38 protein-coding genes are annotated in these 26,824 nt (G+C 66.9%); all 38 read left to right on the top strand.

All coding sequences use genetic code 11. From position 1 onward, the window contains the following. Positions 1–152 precede the first annotated feature (152 nt). Positions 153–1,973 carry a DUF4012 domain-containing protein gene (locus ACQG07_RS04040; protein WP_426737262.1) on the top strand — a complete coding sequence of 607 codons (1,821 nt, stop codon included), beginning with the start codon at positions 153–155 and terminating at the stop codon, positions 1,971–1,973. Between the two features lie 469 nt (positions 1,974–2,442). After that, positions 2,443–2,751, top strand: coding sequence for a 30S ribosomal protein S10 (rpsJ, locus tag ACQG07_RS04035; RefSeq protein ID WP_005050520.1), 309 nt, complete (start codon positions 2,443–2,445; stop codon positions 2,749–2,751). 24 nt (positions 2,752–2,775) lie between these two features. Continuing rightward, complete coding sequence (gene rplC / locus ACQG07_RS04030; RefSeq protein ID WP_056008154.1) at positions 2,776–3,429, top strand: 50S ribosomal protein L3; 654 nt, start codon at positions 2,776–2,778, stop codon at positions 3,427–3,429. 4 nt (positions 3,430–3,433) lie between these two features. After that, positions 3,434–4,099 (top strand): 50S ribosomal protein L4, encoded by a 666-nt coding sequence (gene rplD / locus ACQG07_RS04025; RefSeq protein ID WP_079705263.1) that lies wholly within the window; start codon positions 3,434–3,436, stop codon positions 4,097–4,099. Continuing rightward, positions 4,096–4,395, top strand: a complete 300-nt coding sequence (gene rplW, locus ACQG07_RS04020) for a 50S ribosomal protein L23 (RefSeq protein WP_056008147.1) — start codon at positions 4,096–4,098, stop codon at positions 4,393–4,395. Before rplD ends, rplW begins: the two co-directional genes overlap by 4 nt. A gap of 28 nt (positions 4,396–4,423) precedes the next feature. Then, on the top strand, positions 4,424–5,263 hold the full coding sequence (gene rplB, locus ACQG07_RS04015) for a 50S ribosomal protein L2 (protein WP_064296701.1): 840 nt from the start codon (positions 4,424–4,426) through the stop codon (positions 5,261–5,263). A gap of 12 nt (positions 5,264–5,275) precedes the next feature. Further along, positions 5,276–5,557, top strand: coding sequence for a 30S ribosomal protein S19 (gene rpsS, locus ACQG07_RS04010; protein ID WP_064296700.1), 282 nt, complete (start codon positions 5,276–5,278; stop codon positions 5,555–5,557). 26 nt (positions 5,558–5,583) lie between these two features. Further along, a complete protein-coding gene (gene rplV, locus ACQG07_RS04005) occupies positions 5,584–5,976 on the top strand; it encodes a 50S ribosomal protein L22 (protein WP_056008137.1) in 393 nt (130 codons plus the stop codon). Beyond that, the gene (gene rpsC, locus ACQG07_RS04000) at positions 5,976–6,764 is read left to right on the top strand and encodes a 30S ribosomal protein S3 (RefSeq protein ID WP_064296699.1); all 789 of its coding nucleotides are present in this window, start codon (positions 5,976–5,978) and stop codon (positions 6,762–6,764) included. The genes rplV and rpsC overlap by 1 nt, the downstream gene beginning before the upstream one ends. Positions 6,765–6,766: 2 nt before the next feature. After that, positions 6,767–7,186 (top strand): 50S ribosomal protein L16, encoded by a 420-nt coding sequence (gene rplP, locus ACQG07_RS03995; RefSeq protein WP_056008131.1) that lies wholly within the window; start codon positions 6,767–6,769, stop codon positions 7,184–7,186. Beyond that, a complete protein-coding gene (rpmC, locus tag ACQG07_RS03990; RefSeq protein ID WP_079705264.1) occupies positions 7,186–7,521 on the top strand; it encodes a 50S ribosomal protein L29 in 336 nt (111 codons plus the stop codon). Before rplP ends, rpmC begins: the two co-directional genes overlap by 1 nt. A 2-nt stretch (positions 7,522–7,523) precedes the next feature. Then, positions 7,524–7,844 (top strand): 30S ribosomal protein S17, encoded by a 321-nt coding sequence (gene rpsQ / locus ACQG07_RS03985; RefSeq protein ID WP_056008125.1) that lies wholly within the window; start codon positions 7,524–7,526, stop codon positions 7,842–7,844. Between the two features lie 31 nt (positions 7,845–7,875). Continuing rightward, positions 7,876–8,244, top strand: coding sequence for a 50S ribosomal protein L14 (gene rplN / locus ACQG07_RS03980; RefSeq protein ID WP_064296696.1), 369 nt, complete (start codon positions 7,876–7,878; stop codon positions 8,242–8,244). Positions 8,245–8,247: 3 nt separating this feature from the next. Then, positions 8,248–8,607 carry a 50S ribosomal protein L24 gene (rplX, locus tag ACQG07_RS03975; protein ID WP_056008121.1) on the top strand — a complete coding sequence of 120 codons (360 nt, stop codon included), beginning with the start codon at positions 8,248–8,250 and terminating at the stop codon, positions 8,605–8,607. Continuing rightward, positions 8,607–9,191, top strand: a complete 585-nt coding sequence (gene rplE / locus ACQG07_RS03970; RefSeq protein WP_056008119.1) for a 50S ribosomal protein L5 — start codon at positions 8,607–8,609, stop codon at positions 9,189–9,191. The genes rplX and rplE overlap by 1 nt, the downstream gene beginning before the upstream one ends. Before the next feature lie 145 nt (positions 9,192–9,336). Then, positions 9,337–9,735 (top strand): 30S ribosomal protein S8, encoded by a 399-nt coding sequence (gene rpsH / locus ACQG07_RS03965; protein WP_064296695.1) that lies wholly within the window; start codon positions 9,337–9,339, stop codon positions 9,733–9,735. 6 nt (positions 9,736–9,741) lie between these two features. After that, positions 9,742–10,278, top strand: coding sequence for a 50S ribosomal protein L6 (gene rplF, locus ACQG07_RS03960; RefSeq protein WP_064296694.1), 537 nt, complete (start codon positions 9,742–9,744; stop codon positions 10,276–10,278). A 2-nt stretch (positions 10,279–10,280) separates the two neighbouring features. Further along, positions 10,281–10,640: a 50S ribosomal protein L18 gene (gene rplR, locus ACQG07_RS03955; protein ID WP_064296693.1), complete on the top strand. Its 360-nt coding sequence runs from the start codon at positions 10,281–10,283 to the stop codon at positions 10,638–10,640. A 38-nt stretch (positions 10,641–10,678) separates the two neighbouring features. Continuing rightward, the gene (gene rpsE / locus ACQG07_RS03950; protein ID WP_229939737.1) at positions 10,679–11,347 is read left to right on the top strand and encodes a 30S ribosomal protein S5; all 669 of its coding nucleotides are present in this window, start codon (positions 10,679–10,681) and stop codon (positions 11,345–11,347) included. Then, positions 11,347–11,529, top strand: a complete 183-nt coding sequence (rpmD, locus tag ACQG07_RS03945) for a 50S ribosomal protein L30 (RefSeq protein WP_079001710.1) — start codon at positions 11,347–11,349, stop codon at positions 11,527–11,529. Before rpsE ends, rpmD begins: the two co-directional genes overlap by 1 nt. Next, entirely contained in the window at positions 11,529–12,125 is a 597-nt protein-coding gene (gene rplO, locus ACQG07_RS03940; protein ID WP_079705265.1) for a 50S ribosomal protein L15, read from the top strand. The genes rpmD and rplO overlap by 1 nt, the downstream gene beginning before the upstream one ends. 93 nt (positions 12,126–12,218) lie before the next feature. After that, positions 12,219–13,547 carry a preprotein translocase subunit SecY gene (gene secY / locus ACQG07_RS03935; RefSeq protein WP_064296691.1) on the top strand — a complete coding sequence of 443 codons (1,329 nt, stop codon included), beginning with the start codon at positions 12,219–12,221 and terminating at the stop codon, positions 13,545–13,547. Beyond that, complete coding sequence (locus ACQG07_RS03930) at positions 13,544–14,152, top strand: adenylate kinase (protein ID WP_192004669.1); 609 nt, start codon at positions 13,544–13,546, stop codon at positions 14,150–14,152. The genes secY and ACQG07_RS03930 overlap by 4 nt, the downstream gene beginning before the upstream one ends. A gap of 21 nt (positions 14,153–14,173) precedes the next feature. Beyond that, positions 14,174–15,013: a type I methionyl aminopeptidase gene (gene map, locus ACQG07_RS03925; RefSeq protein WP_426737251.1), complete on the top strand. Its 840-nt coding sequence runs from the start codon at positions 14,174–14,176 to the stop codon at positions 15,011–15,013. Positions 15,014–15,070: 57 nt separating this feature from the next. Continuing rightward, a complete protein-coding gene (locus ACQG07_RS03920; protein ID WP_426737249.1) occupies positions 15,071–15,955 on the top strand; it encodes an aminodeoxychorismate lyase in 885 nt (294 codons plus the stop codon). 149 nt (positions 15,956–16,104) lie between these two features. Continuing rightward, complete coding sequence (gene infA, locus ACQG07_RS03915) at positions 16,105–16,326, top strand: translation initiation factor IF-1 (protein ID WP_017885304.1); 222 nt, start codon at positions 16,105–16,107, stop codon at positions 16,324–16,326. 80 nt (positions 16,327–16,406) lie between these two features. Then, positions 16,407–16,520, top strand: coding sequence for a 50S ribosomal protein L36 (rpmJ, locus tag ACQG07_RS03910; protein WP_021759549.1), 114 nt, complete (start codon positions 16,407–16,409; stop codon positions 16,518–16,520). Between the two features lie 162 nt (positions 16,521–16,682). Then, a complete protein-coding gene (rpsM, locus tag ACQG07_RS03905) occupies positions 16,683–17,057 on the top strand; it encodes a 30S ribosomal protein S13 (RefSeq protein WP_064296688.1) in 375 nt (124 codons plus the stop codon). 41 nt (positions 17,058–17,098) lie between these two features. Continuing rightward, positions 17,099–17,497 (top strand): 30S ribosomal protein S11, encoded by a 399-nt coding sequence (rpsK, locus tag ACQG07_RS03900; protein WP_056008094.1) that lies wholly within the window; start codon positions 17,099–17,101, stop codon positions 17,495–17,497. Positions 17,498–17,654: 157 nt separating this feature from the next. Then, positions 17,655–18,647 (top strand): DNA-directed RNA polymerase subunit alpha, encoded by a 993-nt coding sequence (locus ACQG07_RS03895; RefSeq protein WP_056008091.1) that lies wholly within the window; start codon positions 17,655–17,657, stop codon positions 18,645–18,647. 44 nt (positions 18,648–18,691) lie between these two features. Continuing rightward, positions 18,692–19,249: a 50S ribosomal protein L17 gene (gene rplQ / locus ACQG07_RS03890; RefSeq protein ID WP_064296687.1), complete on the top strand. Its 558-nt coding sequence runs from the start codon at positions 18,692–18,694 to the stop codon at positions 19,247–19,249. A 94-nt stretch (positions 19,250–19,343) separates the two neighbouring features. Beyond that, complete coding sequence (locus tag ACQG07_RS03885; RefSeq protein WP_426737243.1) at positions 19,344–20,357, top strand: GNAT family N-acetyltransferase; 1,014 nt, start codon at positions 19,344–19,346, stop codon at positions 20,355–20,357. Continuing rightward, on the top strand, positions 20,347–21,291 hold the full coding sequence (truA, locus tag ACQG07_RS03880; RefSeq protein ID WP_192004672.1) for a tRNA pseudouridine(38-40) synthase TruA: 945 nt from the start codon (positions 20,347–20,349) through the stop codon (positions 21,289–21,291). Before ACQG07_RS03885 ends, truA begins: the two co-directional genes overlap by 11 nt. A 176-nt stretch (positions 21,292–21,467) precedes the next feature. Beyond that, positions 21,468–21,914, top strand: coding sequence for a 50S ribosomal protein L13 (rplM, locus tag ACQG07_RS03875; protein WP_071259493.1), 447 nt, complete (start codon positions 21,468–21,470; stop codon positions 21,912–21,914). 28 nt (positions 21,915–21,942) lie between these two features. Further along, the gene (gene rpsI, locus ACQG07_RS03870; protein ID WP_064296683.1) at positions 21,943–22,428 is read left to right on the top strand and encodes a 30S ribosomal protein S9; all 486 of its coding nucleotides are present in this window, start codon (positions 21,943–21,945) and stop codon (positions 22,426–22,428) included. 25 nt (positions 22,429–22,453) lie between these two features. After that, positions 22,454–23,815, top strand: coding sequence for a phosphoglucosamine mutase (gene glmM / locus ACQG07_RS03865; protein ID WP_079705270.1), 1,362 nt, complete (start codon positions 22,454–22,456; stop codon positions 23,813–23,815). 46 nt (positions 23,816–23,861) lie between these two features. Continuing rightward, complete coding sequence (gene coaA / locus ACQG07_RS03860) at positions 23,862–24,815, top strand: type I pantothenate kinase (protein WP_064296681.1); 954 nt, start codon at positions 23,862–23,864, stop codon at positions 24,813–24,815. Between the two features lie 126 nt (positions 24,816–24,941). Continuing rightward, a complete protein-coding gene (gene glmS / locus ACQG07_RS03855; RefSeq protein ID WP_079706234.1) occupies positions 24,942–26,789 on the top strand; it encodes a glutamine--fructose-6-phosphate transaminase (isomerizing) in 1,848 nt (615 codons plus the stop codon). Positions 26,790–26,824 lie beyond the last annotated feature (35 nt).

Genomic DNA, 26,824 nt, shown 5'->3' with positions numbered 1-26,824 from the left:
CCCTGATCGACCTCAGGGTCGGCACGGTTCCACACGAAGGGCCCGGAGCATTTCGCTCCGGGCCCTTCGTCGTGCGCGCTGTCGGCCGATCGGCAACCGGGCAACTCATATGTAAGATATCGGTCGACCCATTCAGCATCGAGCCGCCCGAGGTGACCGTGTCCCGTTCCTCCATTCGCCCGCGTCGTCTGTCGCGCCCACGTGTCCTGATCCCGAGCGCCGTCGCCCTGTCCGTCCTGCTCGGCATCGCTGGAGCCTCCGTGTCGGCGGCGGTGGAGGCCATGTCCGTCCGGGAGGAGCTCGAGTCGGTCCTGCCGGAGCTCGAGACGATCCGGGCGGGCGGCGATGGCGGCGGCACCGACGCGATCGATCCTGCCGCCGTGGAGCGTGCAGGAGATGCGGTCGAGCGGGCACTGGCGTCGACGCAGCGGCCTGACTGGTGGCTTGCGGAACGCGTGCCCGTCTCCGGGGCGAACTTCGAGGCGGTGCGCACGGCCGTCGAGGCGGCGCACGTGGTCGTCCACGAGGTCGTCGAGCCGGTCCTCGCCCTGTCCCTCGACGGACTGGCGGTCGACGGGCGACTGGACACGGAGCGAGTGGGGAGACTTGCCCGGAGCTCGGCGCGTGCGCTCGAGCGACTCGAGGAGCAGGTGGCGCGCCTCGACCGTCTCGACCGTTCGGTGCTCCTGCCGCAGGTGGTGTCGGCGCTGGGTGGACTCGACGGACCGCTGCGCGAGGCCTCATCGCTCGCCGCGCGGCTCGCACCGGTGCTTCGGGCGCTGCCCGGGTTCCTGGGGGAGGAGGGTCCGCGAGACGTTGTCGTGCTGTTCCAGAACTCGGCGGAGAGCCGGGCCCTCGGCGGCATCGCAGGAGCTTCGGTGCTCGTGCACATCGAGGAGGGGGTGCTCAGCGTGACCAGGACCCTCGGCGGCGCGGACTTCGTGTCGCACGCCGATCCGGTGGTGCCCCTGCCGGCCGATGCCGACGCGCTCTACCGGACCGAGGGCTACGCTGCAGCAGGCACCTCCATCCATGAGGTGACGGCGCGGCCGGACTTCCCGTACGGTGCGCAGGTGGCCTCGCGGCTGTGGGAGGAGAGCCAGGGCGTCGTGCCGGACCTGGTGCTGGCCGTGGATCCGGTCGCGTTGTCCCACCTGCTGCGAGCGACCGGCCCCGTGGAGCTGGCCGACGGCACGGAGGTGTCGAGCGAGACGGTGGTCGACGAGCTCCTGAACAGCGTGTACCGAGACCACCCCGGTCTCAGCGACGAGGCGAACCGGGCCCAGGACGCGACCTTCACCGCCGTCGTGCAGGCGCTCACGTCGCAGCTGCAGGCGGGGTCCATGGAGGTGCCCCGGGCGATCGACGGCTGGGTCCAGGCGGTCGACGAGCGGCGTCTGCTCGCCTGGAGTCCCGACCGCGTCGAGGAGCGGGCGCTGGTGCTCGCCGGGGTCGGCGGCGCCCTGCCCGAGCGTTCGTCTCGTTCGGTGCCGTTCGGGCTGTACCTCTCGGACGCGGTCGGGTCCAAACTCGAGTACTACCTCCGACAGCAGGTCCGTGTCCGTGCGGGGTCGTGCGACGTCGACGGAGCCCGCACGGTGATGGTCACGTCGGAACTCTCCAACACGATCGACACGGAGCCGGACCTCGACATGGGGGCGTTCGACTACATCGCGGGGTTCCACGAGCGTGAGGGACTCCCACGTGGTTGGATGCGCCTGCGGGTCATGGCCTACTCGCCCGACGGCGCCGACATCCGCTCGGTCCGGGTTGACGGCGTCGAGGTCCCGTACACTGCCGGATCGGACGACGGACGCCCGGTGGCCTACGTGGTGGTGGCGATCGCGCCGGGCGCGACGGTGACGCTCGACGTCGATGCGGACGTGTCCGGCGCGACGGTCGACGCGGTGCGGTTCGAGGGCACCCCGGGGGTGCGTCCGGTCGAGGTCGACAACGTCGTCGAGCCCTGCTGAGCAGCAGCGCCTCGGTGCTCTCGACGCCCGAGACTGGGCGGATCCTGACCATCCGCCGCGCGCGACACGCCCGGGTTGCACGCATGGTGGATCCGTGGCAAACTAGTCCAGTTCAGTATTTCGGACGAGCGTGCCCGTGCGCGCTCCGGCGGATCACTGCCAGGTAGTGCATAGGAGCTCCCAGACGCGGCAACGCGACAGGGATCGAGCCTAGGCCGCGGGTAGCAGAACACCAATCACTTCATCGCAATCCAGGTCGTAGCAGTGCTACGCCCAGCGCCGACCACGAGTCGGGGTGGATGCCGGTGGATGACCACGAGGGTCGCAAGACACGAGTGGTCGTTGACAGCAGAACAGTGGTGCGACACCAGTAGTGCCAATGGCGCGGAGCAACCGAACGTTGCAAAGCGCACGATATGCGTCCAATACGGAGCGATCCGCACGACGCGAGACAGAGAGTGAGTCACACATGGCGGGACAGAAGATCCGCATCCGACTGAAGTCGTATGACCATGAGGTCATCGATACTTCGGCGCGCAAGATCGTCGACACGGTCACCCGTGCAGGCGCAACCGTCGTCGGCCCCGTGCCGCTTCCGACGGAGAAGAACGTGGTCTGCGTGATCCGTTCGCCGCACAAGTACAAGGACAGCCGGGAGCACTTCGAAATGCGCACCCACAAGCGTCTGATCGACATCATCGACCCGACCCCGAAGGCCGTCGACTCGCTCATGCGTCTCGACCTGCCGGCGGACGTCAACATCGAGATCAAGCTCTGAGCTCGGTAGAGACGGAAGGAAGACATGTCTAACACGAAGACCAGCAAGGGTCTGCTCGGCACCAAGCTCGGCATGACCCAGGTGTGGGACGAGAACAACAAGCTCGTTCCCGTCACCGTCATCGAGATCACGCCCAACGTGGTCACGCAGGTTCGCACCCCCGAGGTCGACGGCTACGACGCCGTGCAGATCGCGTACGGCCAGATCGATCCCCGCAAGGTCAGCAAGCCTGACGCGGGTCACTTCGACAAGGCCGGCGTGACGCCGCGTCGTCACCTCACCGAGGTCCGCACCGCCGACGCATCCGAGTACTCGCTCGGCCAGGAGCTCACCGTCGACGGTGTCTTCGAGGCCGGCCAGAAGGTCGACGTCGTCGGCACTTCGAAGGGTAAGGGTTTCGCCGGTGTCATGAAGCGTCACAACTTCAAGGGAACGGGCGCATCTCACGGTGCTCACCGCAACCACCGCAAGCCGGGCTCCATCGGCGCCTCCTCGACCCCGAGCCGTGTCTTCAAGGGCATGCGCATGGCCGGTCGTATGGGTGGCGAGCGCGTCACCGTGCTGAACCTCCGCGTTCACGCCATCGACGCCGAGAAGGGCCTGCTGCTCGTCAAGGGTGCCGTTCCCGGCGCTCGTGGCCGCATCGTATTCGTCCGCACCGCAGTGAAGGGAGCGTAGTTCCATGGCTATCGCTACTCTCGACGTGCTCGACACCAAGCTCAAGAAGGCCGGCACCGTCGACCTTCCTGCCGAGGTGTTCGACGTTCAGACCAACATCCCGCTCATCCACCAGGTGGTCGTCGCGCAGCTCGCTGCCGCCCGCCAGGGGACGCACAAGACCAAGCGCCGCGGCGAAGTGTCCGGTGCCGGCCGCAAGCCGTTCAAGCAGAAGGGTACGGGTAACGCTCGTCAGGGCTCCATCCGTGCACCTCAGATGACCGGCGGTGGCATCGTCCACGGTCCAGTGCCCCGCAACTACGCACAGCGCACCCCCAAGAAGATGATCGCCGCGGCTCTCCTCGGCGCCATCTCCGACCGCGCACGCGGCAGCCGCCTGCACGTCGTCGACTCCCTCTCGATCGGTGAGAAGCCGTCGACGAAGGCCGTGTCCGAGTACCTGACGAACGTCGCTTCCTCGAAGCACGTCCTGATCGTCCTCCAGCGCGACGACGAGGTCAGCCTCCGCAGCGTCCGCAACCTGCAGAACGTGCACGTGCTGTCGTACGACCAGCTGAACGCATACGACGTGCTCGTCTCCGACGACATCGTCTTCACCAAGGCCGCCTTCGAGGCATTCGTCGCCAGCAAGACCGGCAACACGGCCGCAACCGAGGAGGTCTCGGCATGACCGCGATCAACAAGGACCCCCGCGACGTCATCTTCGCGCCGGTCGTCTCCGAGAAGAGCTACAGCCTGATCGACGAGGGCAAGTACACCTTCCTCGTCGACCCGCGCTCGAACAAGACCGAGATCAAGCTCGCCATCGAGAAGATCTTCGGTGTCGAGGTCGCTTCGATCAACACCCTCACCCGTCAGGGCAAGACCCGTCGCACCAAGTTCGGCACCGGCAAGCGCAAGGACACCAAGCGCGCCATCGTGTCGCTCAAGTCGGGTTCCATCGACATCTTCACGGCTGTTGGCTAAGACGGCCGGGAACGAAGAGGAATAAGAAATGGCTATTCGTAAGTACAAGCCCACGACTCCTGGTCGTCGCGGTTCGTCTGTCGCGGACTTCGCGGAGATCACCCGCACCACGCCGGAGAAGTCGCTGCTTCGTCCGTTGTCGAAGACCGGTGGTCGCAACAACCAGGGCCGCATCACGACGCGTCACATCGGTGGTGGCCACAAGCGCCAGTACCGTCTGATCGACTTCCGTCGCAACGACAAGGACGGCGTCAACGCCAAGGTCGCTCACATCGAGTACGACCCCAACCGCACCGCGCGTATCGCGCTGCTCCACTTCGTGGACGGCACCAAGCGGTACATCCTCGCTCCGAACAAGCTCAGCCAGGGCGACGTAGTCGAGTCGGGTGCCGGCGCGGACATCAAGCCCGGGAACAACCTGCCGCTGAAGAACATCCCCACCGGTACGGTCATCCACGCGATCGAGCTCCGTCCCGGCGGCGGCGCGAAGATGGCCCGCTCCGCGGGTGCATCGGTGCGTCTCGTCGCGAAGGACGGCCCGTACGCGCAGCTCCGTCTGCCGTCCGGTGAGATCCGCAACGTCGACCTGCGCTGCCGCGCCACCATCGGTGAAGTCGGCAACGCCGAGCAGTCGAACATCAACTGGGGTAAGGCCGGCCGTAAGCGCTGGCTGGGCGTCCGCCCGACCGTCCGTGGTGTCGCGATGAACCCGATCGACCACCCGCACGGTGGTGGTGAGGGCAAGACCTCCGGTGGACGTCACCCGGTCAGCCCGTGGGGCCAGAAGGAAGGCCGCACGCGCCACCCCAACAAGGAAAGCGACAAGCTCATCGTTCGTCGTCGTACCGCCGGCAAGAAGCGTAAGTAGGAGTAAGAGAAGATGCCACGCAGTCTCAAGAAGGGCCCCTTCGTCGACGACCACCTGCTCCGCAAGGTCGTCACGGCGAACGAGGCCAACAACAAGAACGTGATCAAGACCTGGTCGCGTCGATCGATGATCATCCCGGCGATGCTGGGTCACACCATCGCCGTCCACGACGGTCGCAAGCACATCCCGGTGTTCGTCACCGAGACGATGGTCGGGCACAAGCTCGGCGAGTTCGCGCCCACCCGCACCTTCCGTGGACACGTGAAGGACGACAAGAAGGGCCGTCGCCGCTAACGCGGTGACGTGAAGGAGGAAGAGAAATGGTGGAGTCGATCGCCCGCGTGCGACACATCCGCGTCACCCCCCAGAAGGCCCGTCGTGTCGTCGCGCTCATCCGTGGCAAGCAGGCTCAGGAGGCCTTGGCCATCCTGAAGTTCGCACCACAGAGCGCCAGCGAGCCCATCTACAAGCTCGTTGCCTCGGCCATCGCGAACGCTCGCGTCACGGCCGACAAGGACAACGTGTTCCTTGACGAGCAGGACCTGTACATCGCGAAGGCGTACGTCGATGAGGGTGCAACCCTCAAGCGTTTCCGTCCCCGCGCACAGGGCCGCGCGTTCCGCATCCTCAAGCGCACCAGCCACATCACCGTCGAGCTCTCGACGCCTGATGAGACTGCCGGCGCTGCCAAGGCCAAGAAGGTGAGCAAGTAATGGGTCAGAAAGTCAATCCATACGGCTTCCGTCTGGGAATCACGACCGACCACGTGTCGCGTTGGTTCTCCGACAGCACGAAGAAGGGTCAGCGTTACAGCGACTTCGTCGCGGAAGACGTCAAGATCCGCCGTCTGCTGGCGACCTCGCTCGACCGCGCTGGTGTCAGCCGCATCGAGATCGAGCGCACCCGTGACCGCGTCCGCGTCGACATCCACACCGCCCGTCCGGGCATCGTGATCGGTCGCCGTGGCGCCGAGGCCGAGCGCATCCGCGCCGACCTCGAGAAGCTCACGAAGAAGCAGATCCAGCTGAACATCCTCGAGGTCAAGAACCCCGAGGCCGACGCTCAGCTCGTCGCGCAGGGCATCGCCGAGCAGCTCTCCGCACGTGTGGCCTTCCGCCGCGCGATGCGTAAGGGCCTGCAGGGCGCTCAGCGCACGTCCACCGTCAAGGGTGTCCGCATCCAGGTGTCCGGCCGCCTCGGCGGCGCCGAGATGAGCCGTTCCGAGTTCTACCGCGAAGGTCGTGTGCCGCTGCACACGCTCCGCGCGAACATCGACTACGGCTTCTACGAGGCGAAGACCACGTTCGGCCGCATCGGCGTCAAGGTCTGGATCTACAAGGGCGACATCACCAACAAGGAGCTTGCTCGCGAGCAGGCCAACCAGAAGTCGACGCGTCCGGAACGTCGCGACGGTGGCGACCGCCCCCGTCGGAACGCCGGTCCGAGCAGCGCCCCCAAGGCAGCTGCTGAGGCGCCCGCCGCCGCAGGAGTTGAGGCATAACCATGTTGATCCCACGCAAAGTCAAGCACCGGAAGCAGCACCACCCCGGCCGTTCCGGCCAGGCGACCGGTGGCACCAAGGTGTCGTTCGGTGAGTACGGTATCCAGGCCCTGACGCCCGCTTACGTGACCAACCGTCAGATCGAGTCCGCTCGTATCGCCATGACGCGTCACATCAAGCGTGGCGGAAAGGTGTGGATCAACATCTACCCCGACCGTCCGCTGACCAAGAAGCCCGCCGAAACCCGCATGGGTTCCGGTAAGGGTTCGCCCGAGTGGTGGGTCGCGAACGTCAAGCCGGGTCGTGTGCTGTTCGAGGTCGCCGGAGTCGATGAGACCCTGGCCCGCGAAGCGCTCACCCGTGCAATCCACAAGCTGCCCCTCAAGGCACGCATCATCAAGCGCGAGGAGGGCGACGCATAATGGCGATCGGATCCAAGGAGCTCACCCCCGTCGAGCTCGACACCTTTGAAGACCAGCGCCTCCTCGAGGAGCTCCGCAAGGCCAAGGAAGAGCTGTTCAACCTGCGCTTCCAGTCGGCCACGGGGCAGCTCGAGAACCACGGCCGCCTGCGCGCCGTGAAGCGCGACATCGCTCGCATCTACACGGTCATCCGTGAGCGCGAGCTCGGCATCCGTGCCACGCCGACCGTCGAGGTCGTCGAGGCCAAGGCTGAGAAGAAGACCAAGAAGGCCAAGGCCGCACCGAAGTCCGAGGACACCGCTGCAGCCGACGCCGAGACCACGAAGGAGGCCTAGACATGGCTACCGCTACTGACAAGGCCCCCGAGGGTCACGAGTCGGCCGAGCACGACGTCAAGGACGCCGCTGCTCGTGGCTACCGCAAGACCCGCCGTGGTCTGGTGACCAGCGACAAGATGGAGAAGACCATCGTCGTCGAGGTCGAGGACCGCGTGAAGCACCCGCTCTACGGCAAGGTCATCCGCCGCACCTCCAAGGTCAAGGCTCACGACGAGGCGAACTCCGCCGGCATCGGCGACCTCGTCCTGATCAGCGAGACCCGCCCCACCAGCGCCACCAAGCGCTGGCGTCTGGTCGAGATTCTCGAGAAGGCCAAGTAGGCCTCGCGGCTTACTGAGAGGAAAGCGAACAATGCTTCAGCAAGAATCACGAGTCAAGGTCGCCGACAACACCGGCGCCAAGGAGCTCCTGACCATTCGCGTGCTCGGTGGCTCCGGCCGCCGCTACGCGGGCCTCGGTGACACCATCGTCGCGACCGTCAAGGACGCGATCCCCGGTGGCAACGTCAAGAAGGGCGACGTCGTCAAGGCGGTCATCGTCCGCACCCGCAAGCAGACCCGTCGTTCCGACGGTTCGTACATCAAGTTCGACGAGAACGCCGCTGTCATCCTGAAGGCTGACGGGGACCCCCGTGGTACCCGCATCTTCGGACCGGTCGGTCGCGAGCTTCGTGACAAGAAGTTCATGAAGATCGTCTCGTTGGCGCCGGAGGTTATCTAAGTCATGGCAAAGATCAAGAAGGGCGACCTGGTTCAGGTCGTCTCCGGCCCGAAGCAGGACCGCGGTGGTTACCGCGGCAAGCAGGGTCGCGTCATCGAGGTCCTGGCGGACAAGAACCGGGTGATCGTGGAGGGCGTCAACTACGTCACGAAGCACTCCCGTGTCGGCCAGACCCAGCGTGGAACCAAGACCGGCGGCATCGAGACCGTCGAGGCTTCGATCCACATCTCCAACGTCGCGCTCGTCGACCCGGAGACCAAGGGCCCGACCAAGGTCGGCCACCGCAACGAGGAAGTCACGAAGGACGGCGTCACCAAGACGGTCCGCGTTCGTTACGCCAAGAAGTCAGGTAAGGACCTGTAATGACCGACACAGAAGTGGCGACTGGCAAAATCCAGCCCCGTCTCAAGCAGAAGTACCGCGCTGAGATCCTTCCGCAGCTGCAGAAGGACTTCGGCTTCACGAACGTGCACCAGGTGCCCGGACTCGTGAAGGTCGTCGTCAACACCGGTGTGGGCGAGGCCGCTCGCGACAGCAAGGTCATCGACGGCGCTGTTTCGGACCTCACCAAGATCACCGGCCAGAAGCCGCAGGTCACCAAGGCACGCAAGTCCATCGCGCAGTTCAAGCTGCGCGAGGGTCAGCCCATCGGCGCTCACGTCACGCTTCGTGGCGACCGCGCTTGGGAGTTCCTCGACCGCCTGCTGAGCCTCGCTCTTCCGCGTATCCGCGACTTCCGCGGCCTCTCGGACAAGCAGTTCGACGGCAACGGCAACTACACCTTCGGTCTCCAGGAGCAGTCGATGTTCCACGAGATCGACCAGGACAAGATCGATCGTGTCCGCGGCTTCGACATCACTGTCGTGACCACGGCCAAGAACGACGACGAGGGTCGCGCGCTGCTCAAGGCGCTCGGCTTCCCGTTCAAGGCGGCTGAGTCCAAGTAGGCTGAGCTTCTGCCCGGTCCTCGGTGTATGTCGAGGACCGGGCTTCCGCCCGTTCGGGGCACTCCTGCCCAGAACGGTTCAACCACCACAGGTCGGCACCCTTGCACAGGATGTCGAAACCTGGTGAACAAAGGAAACACTCGATATGACCATGACAGATCCGGTCGCAGACATGCTGACCAGACTGCGCAATGCGAACTCGGCGCACCACGACACCGTGTCGATGCCGCACTCCAAGCTCAAGGTGAACATCGCCGAGATCCTCAAGTCCGAGGGCTACATCTCCGGCTGGGAGGTCGCTGACGCGGCCGTCGGACAGACGCTCTCGCTGAGCCTCAAGTTCGGCCCGAACCGCGAGCGCTCCATCGCCGGCATCAAGCGCGTCTCGAAGCCCGGCCTCCGCGTCTACGCGAAGTCGAACGAGATCCCCAAGGTCCTCGGCGGCCTCGGCGTCGTCATCCTGTCCACCTCCAGCGGCCTCCTCACGGACCGCCAGGCCGAGAAGAAGGGCGTGGGTGGGGAAGTCCTCGCCTACGTGTGGTAGCCAGTCATGTCTCGTATTGGAAGACTCCCCATCGACATCCCGGCAGGCGTCACCATCGACGTCGCCGGTCAGAACGTCACCGTCAAGGGCCCGAAGGGTGAGCTTCAGCTCACCGTCGCGAGCCCCATCGAGGTCAAGCTCGAAGACGCACAGCTGCTCGTCACGCGTCCCGACGACGAGCGCAACTCGCGCTCGCTCCACGGCCTGACCCGCACGCTCATCGCGAACCAGATCATCGGCGTCACCCAGGGCTACACCAAGGGCCTCGAGGTCGTCGGTACCGGTTACCGCGTCGCTCAGAAGGGCAGCGCCGTCGAGTTCGCGCTCGGCTTCTCGCACCCCGTCACCGTCGAGCCGCCGGTCGGCATCACGCTGACCGTCGAGGGCAACAACAAGCTCACGGTCGCCGGTATCGACAAGCAGGCCGTCGGCGAGGTCGCCGCCAACATCCGTAAGATCCGCAAGCCCGAGCCGTACAAGGGCAAGGGTGTGCGCTACGCCGGCGAGATCGTGCGTCGCAAGGCCGGAAAGGCTGGTAAGTAACCATGGCTCGTCCAACGAAGACTGCCGCACGTGGCCGTCGCCACACGCGTCTGCGCAAGAAGGTCGAGGGTACCGCGGTCCGTCCGCGCCTCGTCGTCAACCGTTCAGCCCGTCACGTGTTCGTGCAGGTTGTCGATGACACGAAGGGTCACACCCTCGTCTCCGCCTCGACCATGGAGGACACCCTCCGGACGTTCGACGGCGACAAGACCGCCAAGTCGCGCAAGGTCGGCGAACTCATCGCCGAGCGTGCCAAGGCAGCCGGCATCGACGATGTCGTATTTGACCGTGGAGGCAACCGCTACGCAGGTCGCGTGGCAGCAATTGCCGATGGTGCTCGAGAGGGCGGATTGAACCTGTGAGCGAAGACAACAAGCAGCAGCAAGAGCCTGTGGCGACCGTGGCCGAGGCCCCGGTCGAGACCGCGGCATCGACGGCGCCCACCGGCGACCGCGAGCCGCGCGAGGCGCGCCGCGGAGGCCGCGAGCGCAACCCCAACCGCGACCGCGGTAGCCGCGACAGCGACAAGAGCCAGTTCCTGGAGCGCGTCGTGACCATCAACCGTGTCTCGAAGGTCGTGAAGGGTGGTCGTCGCTTCAGCTTCACCGCCCTCGTGGTCGTCGGTGACGGCAACGGCATGGTCGGCGTCGGCTACGGCAAGGCTCGCGAAGTCCCGCTCGCGATCGCGAAGGGCGTCGAAGAGGCGAAGAAGAACTTCTTCCGCGTCCCGCGCGTCGGCTCGACCATCCCGCACCCCACCCAGGGTGAGGCAGCAGCCGGTGTGGTGCTCCTGCGCCCCGCCGCCGCTGGTACCGGTGTCATCGCCGGTGGTCCCGTCCGCGCCGTCCTCGAGTGCGCCGGGATCCACGACGTGCTGAGCAAGTCGCTCGGTTCGTCCAACACGATCAACATCGTCCACGCGACCGTCACGGCGCTGAAGCAGCTCGAGGAACCTCGTGCCGTCGCAGCCCGTCGTGGTCTCGAGTTCGACCAGGTCGCTCCGGCCCGCCTGCTCCGTGCAGAGGCAGAGGCCGTTCAGGCGGCCGCTGCTGCGAAGGTAGGTGCCTGATGGCCCAGCTGAGGATCACCCAGATCAAGGGCAGAATTAGTGAGAAGCAGAACCAGCGCGACACGCTTCGCAGCCTGGGTCTCCGTCGCATCGGTGCTGTCGTCGTCCGCCCGGACAACGCGCAGAACCGCGGCTACGTGAACACTGTTGCTCACCTCGTACAGGTTGAGGAGATCGACTAATGGCTGAGAAGAACGAAACCACTGAGGAGAAGGCCCCCAAGGCCGCTGCCAAGGCAGCTCCGAAGACGGCTGCCGCGAAGGCCGAGCCCAAGGCGAAGGCGGCACCCAAGGCTGCTGCAGCCAAGAAGCCCGCGAAGGACGAGCCCGCTGAGAAGCGCGAGCAGGTCCTGAAGGTGCACCACCTCCGTCCCGCCGCCGGTGCCAAGAAGTCCCGGATGCGCGTGGGCCGTGGTGAGGCGTCCAAGGGTAAGACCGCGGGTCGCGGTACCAAGGGTACGAAGGCGCGTTACAACGTCAAGGTCGGCTTCGAGGGTGGGCAGATGCCGCTGCACATGCGCACCCCGAAGCTCCGTGGCTTCAAGAACCCCTTCCGCGTCGAGTACCAGGTCGTGAACCTGGAGAAGCTCGCCGAGCTGTACCCGAAGGGTGGCGACGTCACCACGGTCGACCTCGTCGCCAAGGGTGCCGTCCGGAAGAACGAGAAGGTCAAGGTTCTCGGAAACGGTGACATCTCGGTTAAGCTGAATGTCGCGGTTGACAAGGTCTCCGGCTCAGCTGAGCAGAAGATCGTGGCAGCCGGGGGCAGCGTCAAGTAGCCCTCGGCCGGCTCCGCACAGGAGCTCACTCGGGTGGCCGGCATCATGCCGGTCACCCGGGCCGACCCCGCAACATCTCACAGGAGGCCCCTTTTGTTCAGCGCCATCGGCCGGATCTTCCGGACCCCGGATCTTCGTCGCAAGATCGGGTTCACGCTCGGGATCATCGCCATCTACCGGCTGGGGTCCTTCATCCCCGCTCCGTTCGTGAACTTCCCGAACGTGCAGCAGTGCCTCGCGAACCAGCAGGCCGCCGGCGCATCAGGCCTCTACGAGCTCGTCAACCTCTTCAGCGGTGGCGCGCTCCTCCAACTCTCCATCTTCGCGCTGGGCATCATGCCTTACATCACCGCGTCGATCATCGTCCAGCTCCTCCGCGTGGTCATCCCGCACTTCGAGACGCTGCACAAAGAAGGCCAGGCCGGCCAGGGCAAGCTGACGCAGTACACGCGTTACCTCACGATCTTCCTCGGCATCCTCCAGTCGACGACGCTCATCACGGTCGCCAAGAGCGGTGCACTGTTCGGCAACCAGGGCGGCGTCTGCGCCGACCTCATCACCGCCCAGGGCGGCACCTGGTACGGCATGCTCCTCATGGTCGTCACCATGACCGCGGGCACCGGCCTCGTCATGTGGATGGCCGAGCTCGTCACCGAGCGCGGCGTCGGCAACGGCATGTCGCTCCTCATCTTCACCTCGATCGCAGCCACCTTCCCGGGCTCGCTGGCCGCCATCTGGACCGCGAAGGGCCCGGAGGTCTTCCTCCTCGTGCTCGCCGTCGGCCTCGTGATCGTCGGACTCGTCGTCTTCGTCGAGCAGTCGCAACGTCGCATCCCGGTGCAGTACGCGAAGCGGATGGTCGGACGCAGGACGTACGGCGGCAACAACACGTACATCCCCATCAAGGTCAACATGGCCGGTGTGGTGCCCGTCATCTTCGCGTCGTCGATCCTGTACCTGCCGGCCCTCATCGCGCAGTTCAACCAGCCGACGACCGGCACACCGGCACCCTGGGTCCTGTGGATCCAGCAGTACCTCACCAAGGGTGACCACCCGCTGTACATGCTCATGTACTTCCTGCTCATCGTCGGCTTCACCTACTTCTACGTCGCGATCACCTTCAACCCCGAAGAGGTCGCCGACAACATGAAGAAGTACGGCGGGTTCATCCCCGGCATCCGTGCCGGACGCCCGACGGCCGAATACCTCGACTACGTGCTTACCCGCGTGACCCTGCCCGGATCGATCTACCTGGGGTTGATCGCGCTCCTGCCGCTCATCGCCCTGGCGTTGGTGGGCGCGAACGCCAACTTCCCGTTCGGCGGCGCATCGATCCTCATCATCGTCGGTGTCGGGCTCGAGACGGTCAAGCAGATCGACTCGCAGCTCCAGCAGCGTCACTACGAAGGGCTCCTGCGTTGAGCGCGGCAGCCGGCAAGCCCCGTCTGCTCATCGTCGGTCCTCCGGGATCCGGCAAGGGCACCCAGGCGGCCTTCCTCGCGGAGCGCTTCGACATCCCCGCGATCTCGACGGGCGACATCTTCCGCGCGAACATCAAGGAGGGTACGGCGCTCGGGAAGCAGGTCCAGGCGATCGTGAGCGAGGGCGGGTACGTTCCCGACTCGTTGACGAACGAGATCGTCCGCGACCGGCTCCACCAGCCCGACGCCGTCGAGGGGTTCTTGCTCGACGGGTATCCGCGGACCACCGACCAGGTGGTCGCGCTCGACGCGCTGCTCGCGGAGAACGACGCGAGCCTCAACGCTGTCGTGCAGCTGCAGGCCGACACAGAAGAGGTCGTCGCTCGACTCCTCAAGCGTGCCGCCGAGCAGGGTCGCACCGACGACACGGAGGAGGTCATCCGCCACCGGCTCGACCTCTACGCACACGAGACCGCGCCGCTGATCGAGGTCTTCACCGCTCGCGGGCTCGTCGTGGCGGTCGACGGCCTCGGTGAGGTCGACGAGGTCACCGCGCGGATCGATGCCGCCCTCGCCGCCCGCGGCATCATCGTCCCGGCCGTCTGACGCACGGACACGTCCACCACGGTGTTCCGGAAGTCGATCTACAAGACCCCTGACCAGATCCGCGCGATGCTCGCGCCGGGGCTGGCCACAGCGGCCTCGCTCGATGCGGTGCGCGCGCTCGTCGCCCCCGGGGTGACGACGCTGCAACTCGATGCGGCTGCCGAGGCGGCCATCGTCGCGGCCGGCGGGCACTCCAACTTCAAGCTCGTCCCCGGCTATCGGCACACGGTCTGCACCTCGGTCAACGAGGACGTGGTCCACGGCATCCCCGGGTCACGCGTGCTGCAGGCGGGCGACATCGTGTCGATCGACAGCGGCGCCGCGATCGACGGCTGGAACGGCGACTCCGCGATGACCATCGTGCTGCCGGATCCCACGCGCCCGGAGCTCGTCACCGAGCGCGAGCGGCTCTCGGCGGTGACGGAGGGTTCGCTGTGGGCCGGGATCGCCGAGCTCGCGACCGCCCGACACCTCAACCAGGTCGGTGCCGCGATCGAGGAGTACGTCGAGGACCACTCGCCCGAGGGGAAGCCCTACGGGATCCTCACCGACTACGTGGGGCACGGCATCGGACGCACGATGCACGAGGCGCCGCCGGTGTTCAACTACCGGGTCCGCCAGCGTGGCCCCGAAGTGAAGCCCGGACTCGTGGTGGCCATCGAACCGATGGTGGTCGCCGGGAGCCCCGACACCTTCGTCCGCGACGACGAATGGACCGTCGCCACGCTCGACGGTGGTTCGGCTGCGCACTGGGAGCACAGCGTCGCCGTGCACCGCGACGGCATCTGGGTCCTGACCGCTCACGACGGCGGCGCCGAGGCTCTCGCCGCGTTCGGCGTCACCCCGGTCCGTCCCGCCTGACCGAGCGTCAGCCCGGTCGCCGTCCCGACCTCGTCCGTCCCGGTAGAGTTGCTCGGCATGAGCGTGCCGATCGTGTTCCTTCTCGACGTCCTCCCAGCGGACACCGTCATCGACGACGCCGACCTCGCGGCCACGATCACGCCGGCCGGCGACGGGTCCGGCGTCTTGAGCGTCTTCGATCTGGGCCCCGCGCGGGGGGACGGGATCTTCGAGACGATCGGTGTCGTCGGCCGGCACCCGCAGTCGGTCGACGCGCATCTCGATCGGCTGACCGAGTCGGCGGCCATCCTCGATCTGCCCGCGCCGAACCACGCACAGTGGCGCCTCGCGATCTCGCGCGCGATCGCGGAACTCCCCGACGTCGATCAGAGCGCCGTCCGACTCGTCGTGACGCGGGGGAGTGGCGGGCGCCCGACCGCGTGGATCTCGGCGACGCCGGCTGACGGCTTCCCCGAGCGTGAGAACGGCATCGAGGTCGTCCTGCTCGACCGCGGTCTCGCGAGCGACGTGCAGGAGCGTTCGCCGTGGCTGCTCGCCGGCGCCAAGACGCTGTCGTACGCGGTCAACATGGCCGCGCTCCGTGAGGCGCGCCGACGTGGAGCGGACGACGTGCTCTTCGTCAGCAGCGACGGCTTCGTCCTCGAGGGCCCCACCTCCACCGTGGTCGTGCGGATCGGCGGCAGTTTCGTGACACCGCCTCCGTCGAGTGGGATCCTGCCCGGCACCACGCAGCTCGCGCTCTGGGCCCATCTCGAGGAGCAGGGGCTCCCGCACGAGTACCGGATGCTGACACCGGAGGACGTGCTCGACGCGGAGGCGGCATGGCTGCTCTCCAGCGTCCGACTGGCCGCGCCGGTGCGTGCCGTGGACGGACGCCCGCTGCCGATAGACGCCGGTCTCACGGCGCAGATCAACGACGCGCTGCGCTCCCGCACCGACTGACGGGCCCTGGCCGACGTCGAGTTGGCGAAACCCGGAAACATAGCATAGAATCGATCTTTGGTGCTTTCTGCATGCCTTCGGCGAGCCGACATCCGCACCGCAATCCATCCGCACGACCAGTGCGACTCAACCTGAGCGACAGTGAGGCTATGGCCAAAAAAGACGGCGTCATCGAGATCGAGGGCCAAGTGGTCGAGGCTCTGCCCAACGCGATGTTCCGCGTTGAGCTGACCAACGGACACAAGGTACTTGCCCACATTTCGGGCAAAATGCGTCAGCACTACATCCGCATCCTCCCAGAGGACCGCGTGATCGTGGAACTGACCCCCTACGACCTGACCCGTGGTCGGATCGTCTACCGCTACAAGTAGGTCGCGCTGTAAGTAACGGCCGGACGCGCCGCCACCATCCGGTGGTGGGCCCGGCACGATGACAGCGAAAAGAGAGAACTATGAAGGTCAAGCCCAGCGTCAAGAAGATCTGCGACAAGTGCAAGGTCATCCGTCGCAACGGCCGCGTCATGGTCATCTGCGAGAACCCGCGCCACAAGCAGCGCCAGGGTTGATCTCAGAGGATCTGCAGCACGCAGCCCTGAGCACCACAGCACCACCCCTCTAACGGCAGTTCCAGATCCCGCAGCACATCGTGCGCCGCGGGTGACACCTCGGGTCGGAGGCCCGAGCACCGGAACTGCTCCACACCTCCACAACTCCTAGGAGAAGCCACCATGGCACGTCTCGCCGGCGTAGACATCCCACGCGACAAGCGCGTGGAAGTTGCACTGACGTACATCTACGGTGTTGGCCGCACGCGGTCACTCAAGACCCTCGCCGACACCGGCATCAGCGGAGACATCCGCGTGAAGGATCTCACCGATGACCAGCTGATCGCCCTGCGCGATTACATCGAGGGCACCTTCAAGGTCGAGGGTGACCTCCGCCGTGAGGTCGCCGCCGACATCCGCCGCAAGGTGGAGATCGGGTCCTACCAGGGCATCCGTCACCGTCGTGGACTTCCGGTCCGCGGCCAGCGCACCAAGACCAACGCGCGCACCCGCAAGGGCCCGAAGCGCACCGTCGCCGGCAAGAAGAAGGCTCGCTAGGCCCCGCCTAGTCGCCTCGTCATAGGACTCAGGAGATATTCATGGCAGCACCAAAGTCGGCCGTTCGGAAGCCGCGTAAGAAGGAAAAGAAGAACATCGCCGTGGGCCAGGCCCACATCAAGTCGACGTTCAACAACACGATCGTCTCGATCACCGACCCCTCGGGCGCGGTCATCAGCTGGGCTTCGTCCGGTGGCGTCGGCTTCAAGGGTTCGCGCAAGTCGACCCCGTTCGCCGCACAGCTCGCCGCCGAGTCGGCTGCGCGTCAGGCGCAGGAGCACGGCATGAAGAAGGTCGACGTCTTCGTCAAGGGACCCGGCTCCGGCCGCGAGACCGCGATCCGTTCCCTCCAGGCCGCAGGCCTCGAGGTCGGCTCGATCAACGACGTCACGCCTCAGGCACACAACGGCTGCCGCCCCCCGAAGCGTCGCCGCGTCTAATTCCTTCGGTTCACCGGCCGTGATCCGTCCGTAGCGATCGTCTGATCGCCGCGGACGGATCACGGCATGGTCCTGGTGACCAGGGCCAGCGAACACCATTCACTACCTCGCCAACGCAAGTGTCATATAGCGGACACTTAGCCGAAAGGAATCCATAGTGCTCATCGCACAGCGCCCTACGCTCACCGAAGAATCCATCTCGGAGTTCCGCAGCCGGTTCATCATCGAGCCGCTCGAGCCAGGCTTCGGGTACACCCTCGGGAACTCGCTCCGTCGCACCCTGCTGTCGTCCATTCCGGGAGCAGCCGTCACCAGCATCCGCATCGACGGCGTGCTGCACGAGTTCAGCACGATCCCCGGTGTCAAGGAAGACGTCACCGAGATCATCCTGAACATTAAGGGCCTCGTCGTCTCCAGTGAGCACGACGAGCCGATCACGGCGTACCTCCGCAAGACCGGCGCAGGCCAGGTCACCGCAGCCGACATCTCGGCTCCGGCCGGCGTCGAGGTCCACAACCCGGACCTCGTCATCGCGACCCTCAACGACAAGGCGAAGTTCGAGCTCGAGCTCACGATCGAGCGTGGCCGCGGCTACGTGTCGGCCACGCAGAACCGCAACGAGTTCAGCGAAGCCGGTCAGATCCCCGTCGACTCGATCTACTCGCCCGTCCTCAAGGTGACCTACCGCGTCGAGGCGACTCGTGCCGGTGAGCGCACCGACTTCGACCGCCTGGTCGTCGACGTCGAGTCGAAGCCGGCCATCACGCCGCGCGACGCCATCGCGTCGGCCGGTCGTACGCTGACCGAGCTGTTCGGCCTGGCTCGCGAGCTCAACACCGCCGCAGAGGGCATCGAGATCGGCCCCGCGCCGGTCGACGCCGTGCTGCCGGGCGAGCTCTCGATCCCGATCGAGGACCTCGACCTCTCCGTGCGCTCGTACAACTGCCTCAAGCGCGAGGGCATCAACAACGTCAGCGAGCTCGTCGCGCTGTCGGAGACGCAGCTCATGAACATCCGCAACTTCGGACAGAAGTCGGTGGATGAAGTTCGCGACAAGCTCACCGAAATGGGCCTCTCCCTGAAGGACTCGGTTCCCGGGTTCGACGGCGCCCACTTCTACAGCGGCTACGACGACGAGACCGTCTCCTAGCACGCGATCCACCTGACGACTTTCCAACCTGAAGAGAGACAAGAATGCCTACTCCCACCAAGGGACCCCGCCTCGGAGGCGGACCTGCCCACGAGCGTCTGCTGCTCGCCAACCTCGCTGCTGCGCTGTTCACCCACAAGCGCATCCAGACCACCGAGACCAAGGCGAAGCGCCTGCGTCCGCTCGCTGAGCGCCTGATCACCTTCGCGAAGCGCGGCGACCTGCACGCCCGCCGTCGGGTGCTTGCGACGATCACCGACAAGAGCGTCGTCCACGAGCTCTTCACGGAGATCGCGCCCCTCGTCGCCGACCGTCAGGGTGGCTACACGCGCATCATCAAGACCGGTTACCGCAAGGGCGACAACGCTCCGATGGCCGTGATCGAGCTCGTCCTCGAGCCCGTCACGCCGAAGGCGAAGCCGGCCAAGCAGTCCGCGAAGCACGCCGCAGCGCCGGTCGACGAGGCTCCGGCCGAGGAGACCCCCGCCGAGGTCGAAGCTGACGCAGAGGCGACGGAAGCCGTCGAGGCGACCGAGACCGACGGCGAGTCCGTCGACGCCGGCGAGACCACCGACGAGGCTCCCGCGAAGGACGCCAAGTAGGTTCAGCGACACACGAACGGAACCCCGCTCTCCACGTGGAGGGCGGGGTTCCGTCGTTCCTGGCGGCGCTTCCACGGTGTCCTAGGCTGGAGACATGAGTACCACTCCCGCCGTTCCGGCCGGCCGGCCGGCCCTGCCACAGCACCCCGACGTCGATCACTGGCGTCCGGCGGTCCGCGCGGACATCGACGACATCGTGGCGCTGTGCCGTGCCATGGATCCGTTCGACAACCCCCACCGGGTGACGAGCCGCGACGAGATCGCGGACCAGTTCGACCACGCGTGGATCGACATGGCTCCGGACAGCCTGCTGGCGATCGCCGCCGACGGCACGCTGGTCGCCTACGCGATGGTGATCCTGTCGCCCTCGCGAGACGTGTCCGTGTATTCGTACGTCTTCGGCGGCGTGCATCCCGCGCGGCGTGAGCGGGGGATCGGCCGAGCGCTGCTCGCGTGGTCACTGGAACGGTCCGTGCAGCAGCTGGCCTCCGTCGAGACGGGTGCTCCAGCTTCGTCCCGTGCCTACGTCGACGAACGGAACCCGGGGGCGGCGCGCCTGTTGGAGCGGTTCGGCTTCGCCGTGGCGCGGTACTTCACGATCATGGAACGCGATCTCTCCGCGCCCGTCGACGAGATCGACGTGCCCGACGGTGTCCGACTCGAGGCGTACCACCCGGACGTGGCCGAACGCACGAGGGAGGCTCGGAACGACTCGTTCCGGGACCACTGGGGCAGCCTGGAGACGGTCCCGGCGATGTGGGCGCAGTTCGTCGGCGGATCCCACTTCCGCGACGACCTCTCGGTGGTCGCGATCGACGACGACGGACGGGTCGTCGGCTTCACGCTGGCCGAGGTGGACGAGGACAGCTGGTCCGCGCAGGGGTTCACCAGCGCGTACATCGCCCTCGTCGGGACCGTGCGCGACTGGCGTGGCCGACGACTCGCACCGGCTCTGCTGGCCACCGCGCTTCGCCGGATCCAGGCAGCCGGCCTCGAGCGGGCGACCCTGGAGGTCGACACGGCCAGCCCCACGGGTGCACTCGGGTTGTACGAACGACAGGGCTTCGTCGCGACGACGCGTGATCTGGCGTACGTCCGTGAGCGCTGAGCAGGTCGCGGCAGCGGAGGTCCTCCCGACCCAGCGGTTCCGGCTCGCCATCGCGTACGACGGCACGGACTTCGCCGGATGGGCGAAGCAGCCGGGGCTCCGGACGGTCGAGGGGGTCCTGGAGGAGGCGCTGTATCGCGTGCTCGGCAAGACCGTCCCGCCGATGCCGCGGTTCGTGGTGGCCGGACGGACGGATGCCGGGGTGCACGCGGCCGGTCAGGTGGCGCACCTCGACCTCACCGAGCCGCAGCTCGCGAAGATCACGCGATTGCAGGGGCGCCACGCCGAGTTCCACGACGGTACGCCGCGGAACGAGACCGCGAGCTCCCTCCTCGTGCGTCGACTGAACGGCGTGCTCGGGATGGACCGCGACGTCGTGATCCACACGGCGGAACCGGCGTCGGAGGGCTTCGACGCGCGCTTCTCGGCGGTCTGGCGTCACTATCGCTACCGCCTCGCGGACGCCGACGTCCGCAAAGACCCGATCCTCCGGCGGACGACGAGCTGGACGACGGCGTCGCTCGACGTGGAGCTGCTCCACCGGGCGGCCACCTCGCTCGTCGGGCTCCACGACTTCCAGGCGTACTGCAAACCGAGACCACGCGCGACGACCATCCGAACCCTGCAGTCCTTCAGCTGGGAGCGGGACGAGGCGGGCGTGCTCGTGGCTAGCCTCACCGCCGACGCGTTCTGCCACAGCATGGTGCGGGCGCTCGTCGGCGCTTGCGTCGCCGTGGGGGAGGGGCGCATGTCGCTCGAGGAGGTCGTCCGGCTCCGCGACGGCGGGCGGCGGGAGATCGATTTCCGGGTGATGCCGGCGCGCGGACTCACCCTCGTCGAGATCGGTTACCCCGAGCCGGGGCTGCTGCACGCGCGGGCCGCCGAGACCCGTCAGCGGCGGAGCCACGAGCAGGTGGAGGCGAGCGCCGAGTGAGGTTCCCGGTGGGAATTGACCGCCGGGACGTCGTCGCGTAGACTCTCCCGTTGGTGCCTGCGCCTTCTGCGGCGCGGTACCCGAAGTTGAGCCCTCCACCTCGGGCGTTCCGTTCGGAACACCCAACAGGAGCGGGATTCACGAACGACCAACTCCGACCAGAAAGCAGCACTATTGTGACGCGCACGTATTCCCCGAAGGCCAGTGAGATCACGCACGACTGGGTCGTCATCGACGCCACCGACGTGGTCCTCGGCCGCCTGGCCAGCCACGCTGCAGCGCTCCTGCGCGGCAAGCACAAGGCGACCTTCTCCCCTCACATGGACGGTGGCGACTTCGTCATCATCATCAACGCCGACAAGGTGGCCCTCACCGGCGCCAAGCTCCTGCAGAAGAAGGCCTACCGCCACTCCGGTTACCCGGGCGGGCTCTCGGCCGTCACCTACGCCGAGCTCCTCGAGAAGAACCCGATCCGCGCCGTCGAGAAGGCGATCCGCGGCATGCTGCCGAAGAACACGCTCGGCCGCGACCAGCTCAAGAAGCTCAAGGTCTACACGGGCAGCGAGCACCCGCACGCCGCTCAGCAGCCCAAGCCGTTCACGCTCGACCAGGTCGCCCAGTAAGCACCGGACAAGAAAAAAGGATTACACAGTGGCGAACATCGCAGATTCCATCGAAGAGACCCCGCAGAGCTACTCCACCGAGTCGGCTCCCGAAGCAGCAGTCACCGCGCCTCGCGCCGTGCTGAGCGTCCCCGGCGCAGCCGTCGGCCGTCGCAAGCAGGCCATCGCCCGCGTGCGCCTCGTCCCCGGCAGCGGCACCATCACGGTCAACGGCCGCACGCTCGAGGACTACTTCCCGAACAAGCTGCACCAGCAGCTCATCAACGACCCGTTCACCGTCCTCGACCTGGCCGGCGGCTACGACGTCATCGCACGCATCTCCGGTGGTGGCCCCTCGGGCCAGGCCGGCGCGCTGCGCCTCGGCATCGCTCGCTCGCTGAACCAGATCGACGAGGAGAACAACCGCGCCACCCTGAAGAAGGCCGGCTTCCTCTCCCGTGACGCTCGCGTCAAGGAGCGCAAGAAGGCCGGACTCAAGAAGGCCCGTAAGGCTCCGCAGTTCTCGAAGCGCTAAGCGCTCTCAAGACAAGCGAAGCTCGATGCCTCAGCTGTTTGGTACCGACGGCGTACGCGGACTCGCGAACGCCGACCTGACGGCAGACCTCGCTCTCGGCCTTGCCCAAGCCACCGCAGTGGTGCTTGGGCAAGGCCGTAGTGCTGAGGCCCGCCGTGCCGCCGGGAAGCGTCCGGTCGCCGTGCTCGCACGCGACCCACGTATCTCCGGCGAGTTCCTGTCCGCCGCCGTCGCGGCGGGCCTGGCGTCCTCGGGCGTCGACGTGCTCGAGGCAGGCGTGCTGCCCACGCCCGCGACGGCGTTCCTCATCGCCGACATCGACGCCGACTTCGGTGTGATGATCTCCGCCTCGCACAACCCCGCGCCCGACAACGGGATCAAGATCTTCGCGCGAGGCGGCACGAAGCTGCCCGACGCCGTGGAACGCCGGATCGAGGAGTACCTCGACCGCCCCAAGCTCAGCCCGACCGGCGCAGACGTCGGCCGGATCATCCGCTTCGCCGACGCCGAGGACCGCTACGTCCTCCACCTGCTCGGCAGCCTCCCGAACCGCCTGGACGGCATCCATGTCGTCCTCGACTGCGCGCACGGCGCGGCCGCGGGAGTGTCGCCGGAGACCTTCCGCGACGCCGGGGCCAAGGTCACGATCATCGGCAACGACCCCGACGGCATGAACATCAACGACGGCGTCGGCTCCACGCACCTCGACCTCCTGTCCAAGGCGGTCCTCGAGCACGGTGCCGACCTCGGCATCGCACACGACGGCGACGCCGACCGTTGCCTCGCGGTCGACGCTGCGGGCAAGGTCGTCGACGGCGACCAGATCATGGCCATCCTCGCCGTCTCGATGCAGGAGCGCGGCAAGCTCAAGGACGACACGCTCGTCGCCACGGTGATGAGCAACCTCGGCCTGCACGTCGCGATGCGCGAGCACGGCATCAACGTCGTCCAGACCGGGGTCGGCGACCGCTACGTCCTCGAGGCGATGAACGCGAACGCCTATTCGCTCGGCGGTGAGCAGTCGGGCCACGTGATCATGGCCGACTACGCGACCACCGGCGACGGCATCCTCACCGGCCTGCACATCGTGGCCGAGATGGCGCGCACCGGGAAGACGCTGGCGGAGCTCGCCGCGGTGATGCAGGTGTACCCGCAGATCCTCGTCAACGTCACGGGTGTCGACCGCACGCGCCTCGTCGGCGACGAGGTCGTCGACGCTGCCGTACAGGCTGCCGAAGCCGAGCTCGGAGACGACGGACGCGTGCTGTTGCGACCGTCCGGCACCGAGCAGCTCGTCCGGGTCATGGTCGAGGCGGCCGACCAGCCGACCGCCGATCGCCTGGCGCACCGCCTCGCCGACGTCGTCCGCGAGCGACTCGCCATCTGAGTCGCCCGGCGGCGGGTCGGCACCTCAGCTGTGGAAGAGTGATCGCATGACTTCGACGACGACGGGCGGTGCCTCCGGGCAGCCGACGCCCTACGTGGAGATCGACCGTGCCGAATGGGCGCGACTCGCTCCGGAGACGGCCACACCGCTCAGCGAGACCGAGGTCGTGCAGATCCGTGGCCTCGGCGACCGTCTCGACATGCGGGAGGTCGAGGAGGTCTACGTGCCGCTCAGCCGGCTGCTGAGCCTGTACGCGAAGGGCACCCAGGACCTCGGGCGAGCGACGAGCCGGTTCCTCGGCGACCAGGCGCTCCGGACGCCGTTCGTGATCGGTGTGGCGGGTTCCGTGGCCGTCGGCAAGTCGACGATCGCGCGGCTGCTGCGCGAACTGCTGTCGCGCTGGCCGGACACCCCTCACGTCGAACTCGTGACGACCGACGGCTTCCTCTACCCGAACGAGGAGCTCCAGCGGCGCGGCATCATGGATCGCAAGGGCTTCCCCGAGTCCTACGACCGGCGCGCGCTGCTGCGGTTCATCACCGCGGTGAAGAGCGGTGCCGCCGAGGTGCGGGCACCGTTCTACTCGCACCTGCGTTACGACATCATCCCGACGGCGCAGGTCGTCGTCCGGCGCCCCGACGTCCTGATCGTCGAAGGCTTGAACGTGCTGCAGCCGGCTGCGACGGCGAGCGGACTCGCGATCAGCGACCTGTTCGACTTCAGCATCTACGTCGACGCACGGACGCGGGACATCGAGTCCTGGTACGTCGACCGCTTCATGGCGCTCAAGCGGGGCGCGTTCTCGAACCCGAACTCCTTCTTCAACGTGTTCGCCGAGCTCTCCGATGAGGAGGCGGCCGATCAGGCGCGTGGGTTCTGGCGCTCGATCAACGAGCCGAACCTCATCGACAACATCCGCCCGACCCGCTCACGCGCCAAGCTCGTGCTGCGGAAGGACTCCGATCACACGGTGTCCTCGGTGCTGCTCCGCAAGCTCTGAGCAGCGGCAGGGGAAGGGCCCGGGAACCGGTGGATCTCGGCAAGACCGTCCTGCTCCGAGGCTGAGCGCCGGCACCTCGAGGTTGGTGCAGGATCCTCGCAAAATCGCCCGATTATGCTGCTCTACATGTGTGGAATCGTAGGGTACGTCGGGAACGACAAGACGGTGGACGTCCTCATGGGCGGACTCAAGCGGCTCGAGTACCGGGGGTACGACTCCGCCGGGATCGCCGTGCTCGACGCGACGGGTTCGCTGAACACCCGGAAGCGCGCCGGGAAGCTGGCCGTCCTCACCGAGGACCTCGCCGCGAACCCCATCGCGCCGGGCTCGACCGGTATCGGTCACACCCGTTGGGCGACCCACGGTGGACCGACGGACCGCAACGCGCACCCGCACCTCGGTGACGAAGGACGCCTCGCGCTCATCCACAACGGCATCATCGAGAACTTCGCCGAACTGCGCGCGGAGCTCCTCGCGGACGGCTTCACCTTCGAGAGCGACACCGACACCGAGATCGCCGCCGTGCTCATCGGCCGCGAGTACCGTTCCACTGGCGACCTCACCGAGGCCTTCCGTCGTGTCGTCGCTCGCCTGGACGGCGCCTTCACGCTGCTCGCCATGCACCAGGACCTGCCCGGCGTCGTCATCGGTGCACGTCGGAACTCGCCGCTCGTCATCGGGCTCGGCGACGGCGAGAACTTCCTCGGGTCGGACGTCGCCGCGTTCGTGCAGTACACCCAGCGCGCGGTCGCGATCGGTCAGGACCAGATGGTCGTCATCACGCCTGACGACGTGACGGTCACCGACTTCTCCGGCAACCACGTCGTGACCGAGCCGTTCGAGATCCAGTGGGACGCTTCGGCGGCCGACAAGGGCGGCTGGTCGAGCTTCATGGCGAAGGAGATCAGCGAGGAGCCCGACGCGGTCGCGAACACGATCCGCGGACGGGTCGAGGGCGGCCAGGTCGTCATCCCCGAACTCGCCGGTCTCGACGAGCTCTTCCTCGACATCAACCGCATCGTGATCATCGCGTGTGGCACCGCCGCCTACGCGGGCACGGTCGGCACCTACGCGATCGAGCGCTGGGCCGGGATCCCGGTCACCGTCGAGCTGAGCCACGAGTTCCGCTACCGCGACCCGGTCATCGACGCGCGCACGCTCGTCATCTCGGTGAGCCAGTCGGGCGAGACCATGGACACGCTCATGGCGGTGCGTTTCGCGAGCGAGTCCGGCGCGAAGACGCTGTCGATCTGCAACACCCAGGGCGCCACGATCGCGCGCGAGTCGGACGCCGTGGTGTACACGCACGCGGGGCCCGAGGTCGCGGTCGCGTCCACGAAGGCGTTCACCGCTCAGATCACGGCGCTGTACCTGTTCGGGCTGCACCTCGCGCGGGTCCGCGGCACCCAGACTCCGCAGTTCCTGGCGTCGCAGGTCGAGGAGCTGCAGGCCGTGCCCGACAAGATCGCCAGCATCCTCGGCGCCTCCGAGAAGATCGCGCAGCTCGCCCACTGGATGGCCGACTCCCGCGCGGTGCTCTTCCTCGGTCGCCACGTCGGGTACCCGATCGCGCTCGAGGGTGCGCTGAAGCTCAAGGAGCTCGCGTACATCCACGCTGAAGGCTTCGCCGGTGGCGAGCTCAAGCACGGCCCGATCGCCCTGATCGAGCCGGGCCAGCCCGTCTTCGTCGTCGTCCCGAGCCCACGTGGCTCGGCGATCCTGCACCCGAAGGTCATCTCGACCATCGAGGAGATCCGCGCACGTGGTGCCCGGGTCATCGCGATCGCGGAGCAGGGCGACGCCGCCGTCCTGCCCTCGGCCGACGAGGTCATCCCGATCCCGCTCGCCGGTCCGCTGTTCGAGCCCCTGCTCGCCGTCATCCCGCTGCACATCTTCGCGATGGAGCTCGCGACGGCGAAGGGCCTCGACGTCGACCAGCCGCGCAACCTCGCGAAGTCCGTCACGGTCGAGTAGGGGCGGTCCGCGGGGTCCGAGGTGGCCCGTCGAGC

The sequence above is a fragment of the Plantibacter sp. 2H11-2 genome (assembly GCF_050031945.1).
GTDB classification, from domain to species: Bacteria; Actinomycetota; Actinomycetes; order Actinomycetales; family Microbacteriaceae; genus Plantibacter; species Plantibacter auratus.
This window is presented reverse-complemented; position numbering and strand designations above follow the sequence as displayed.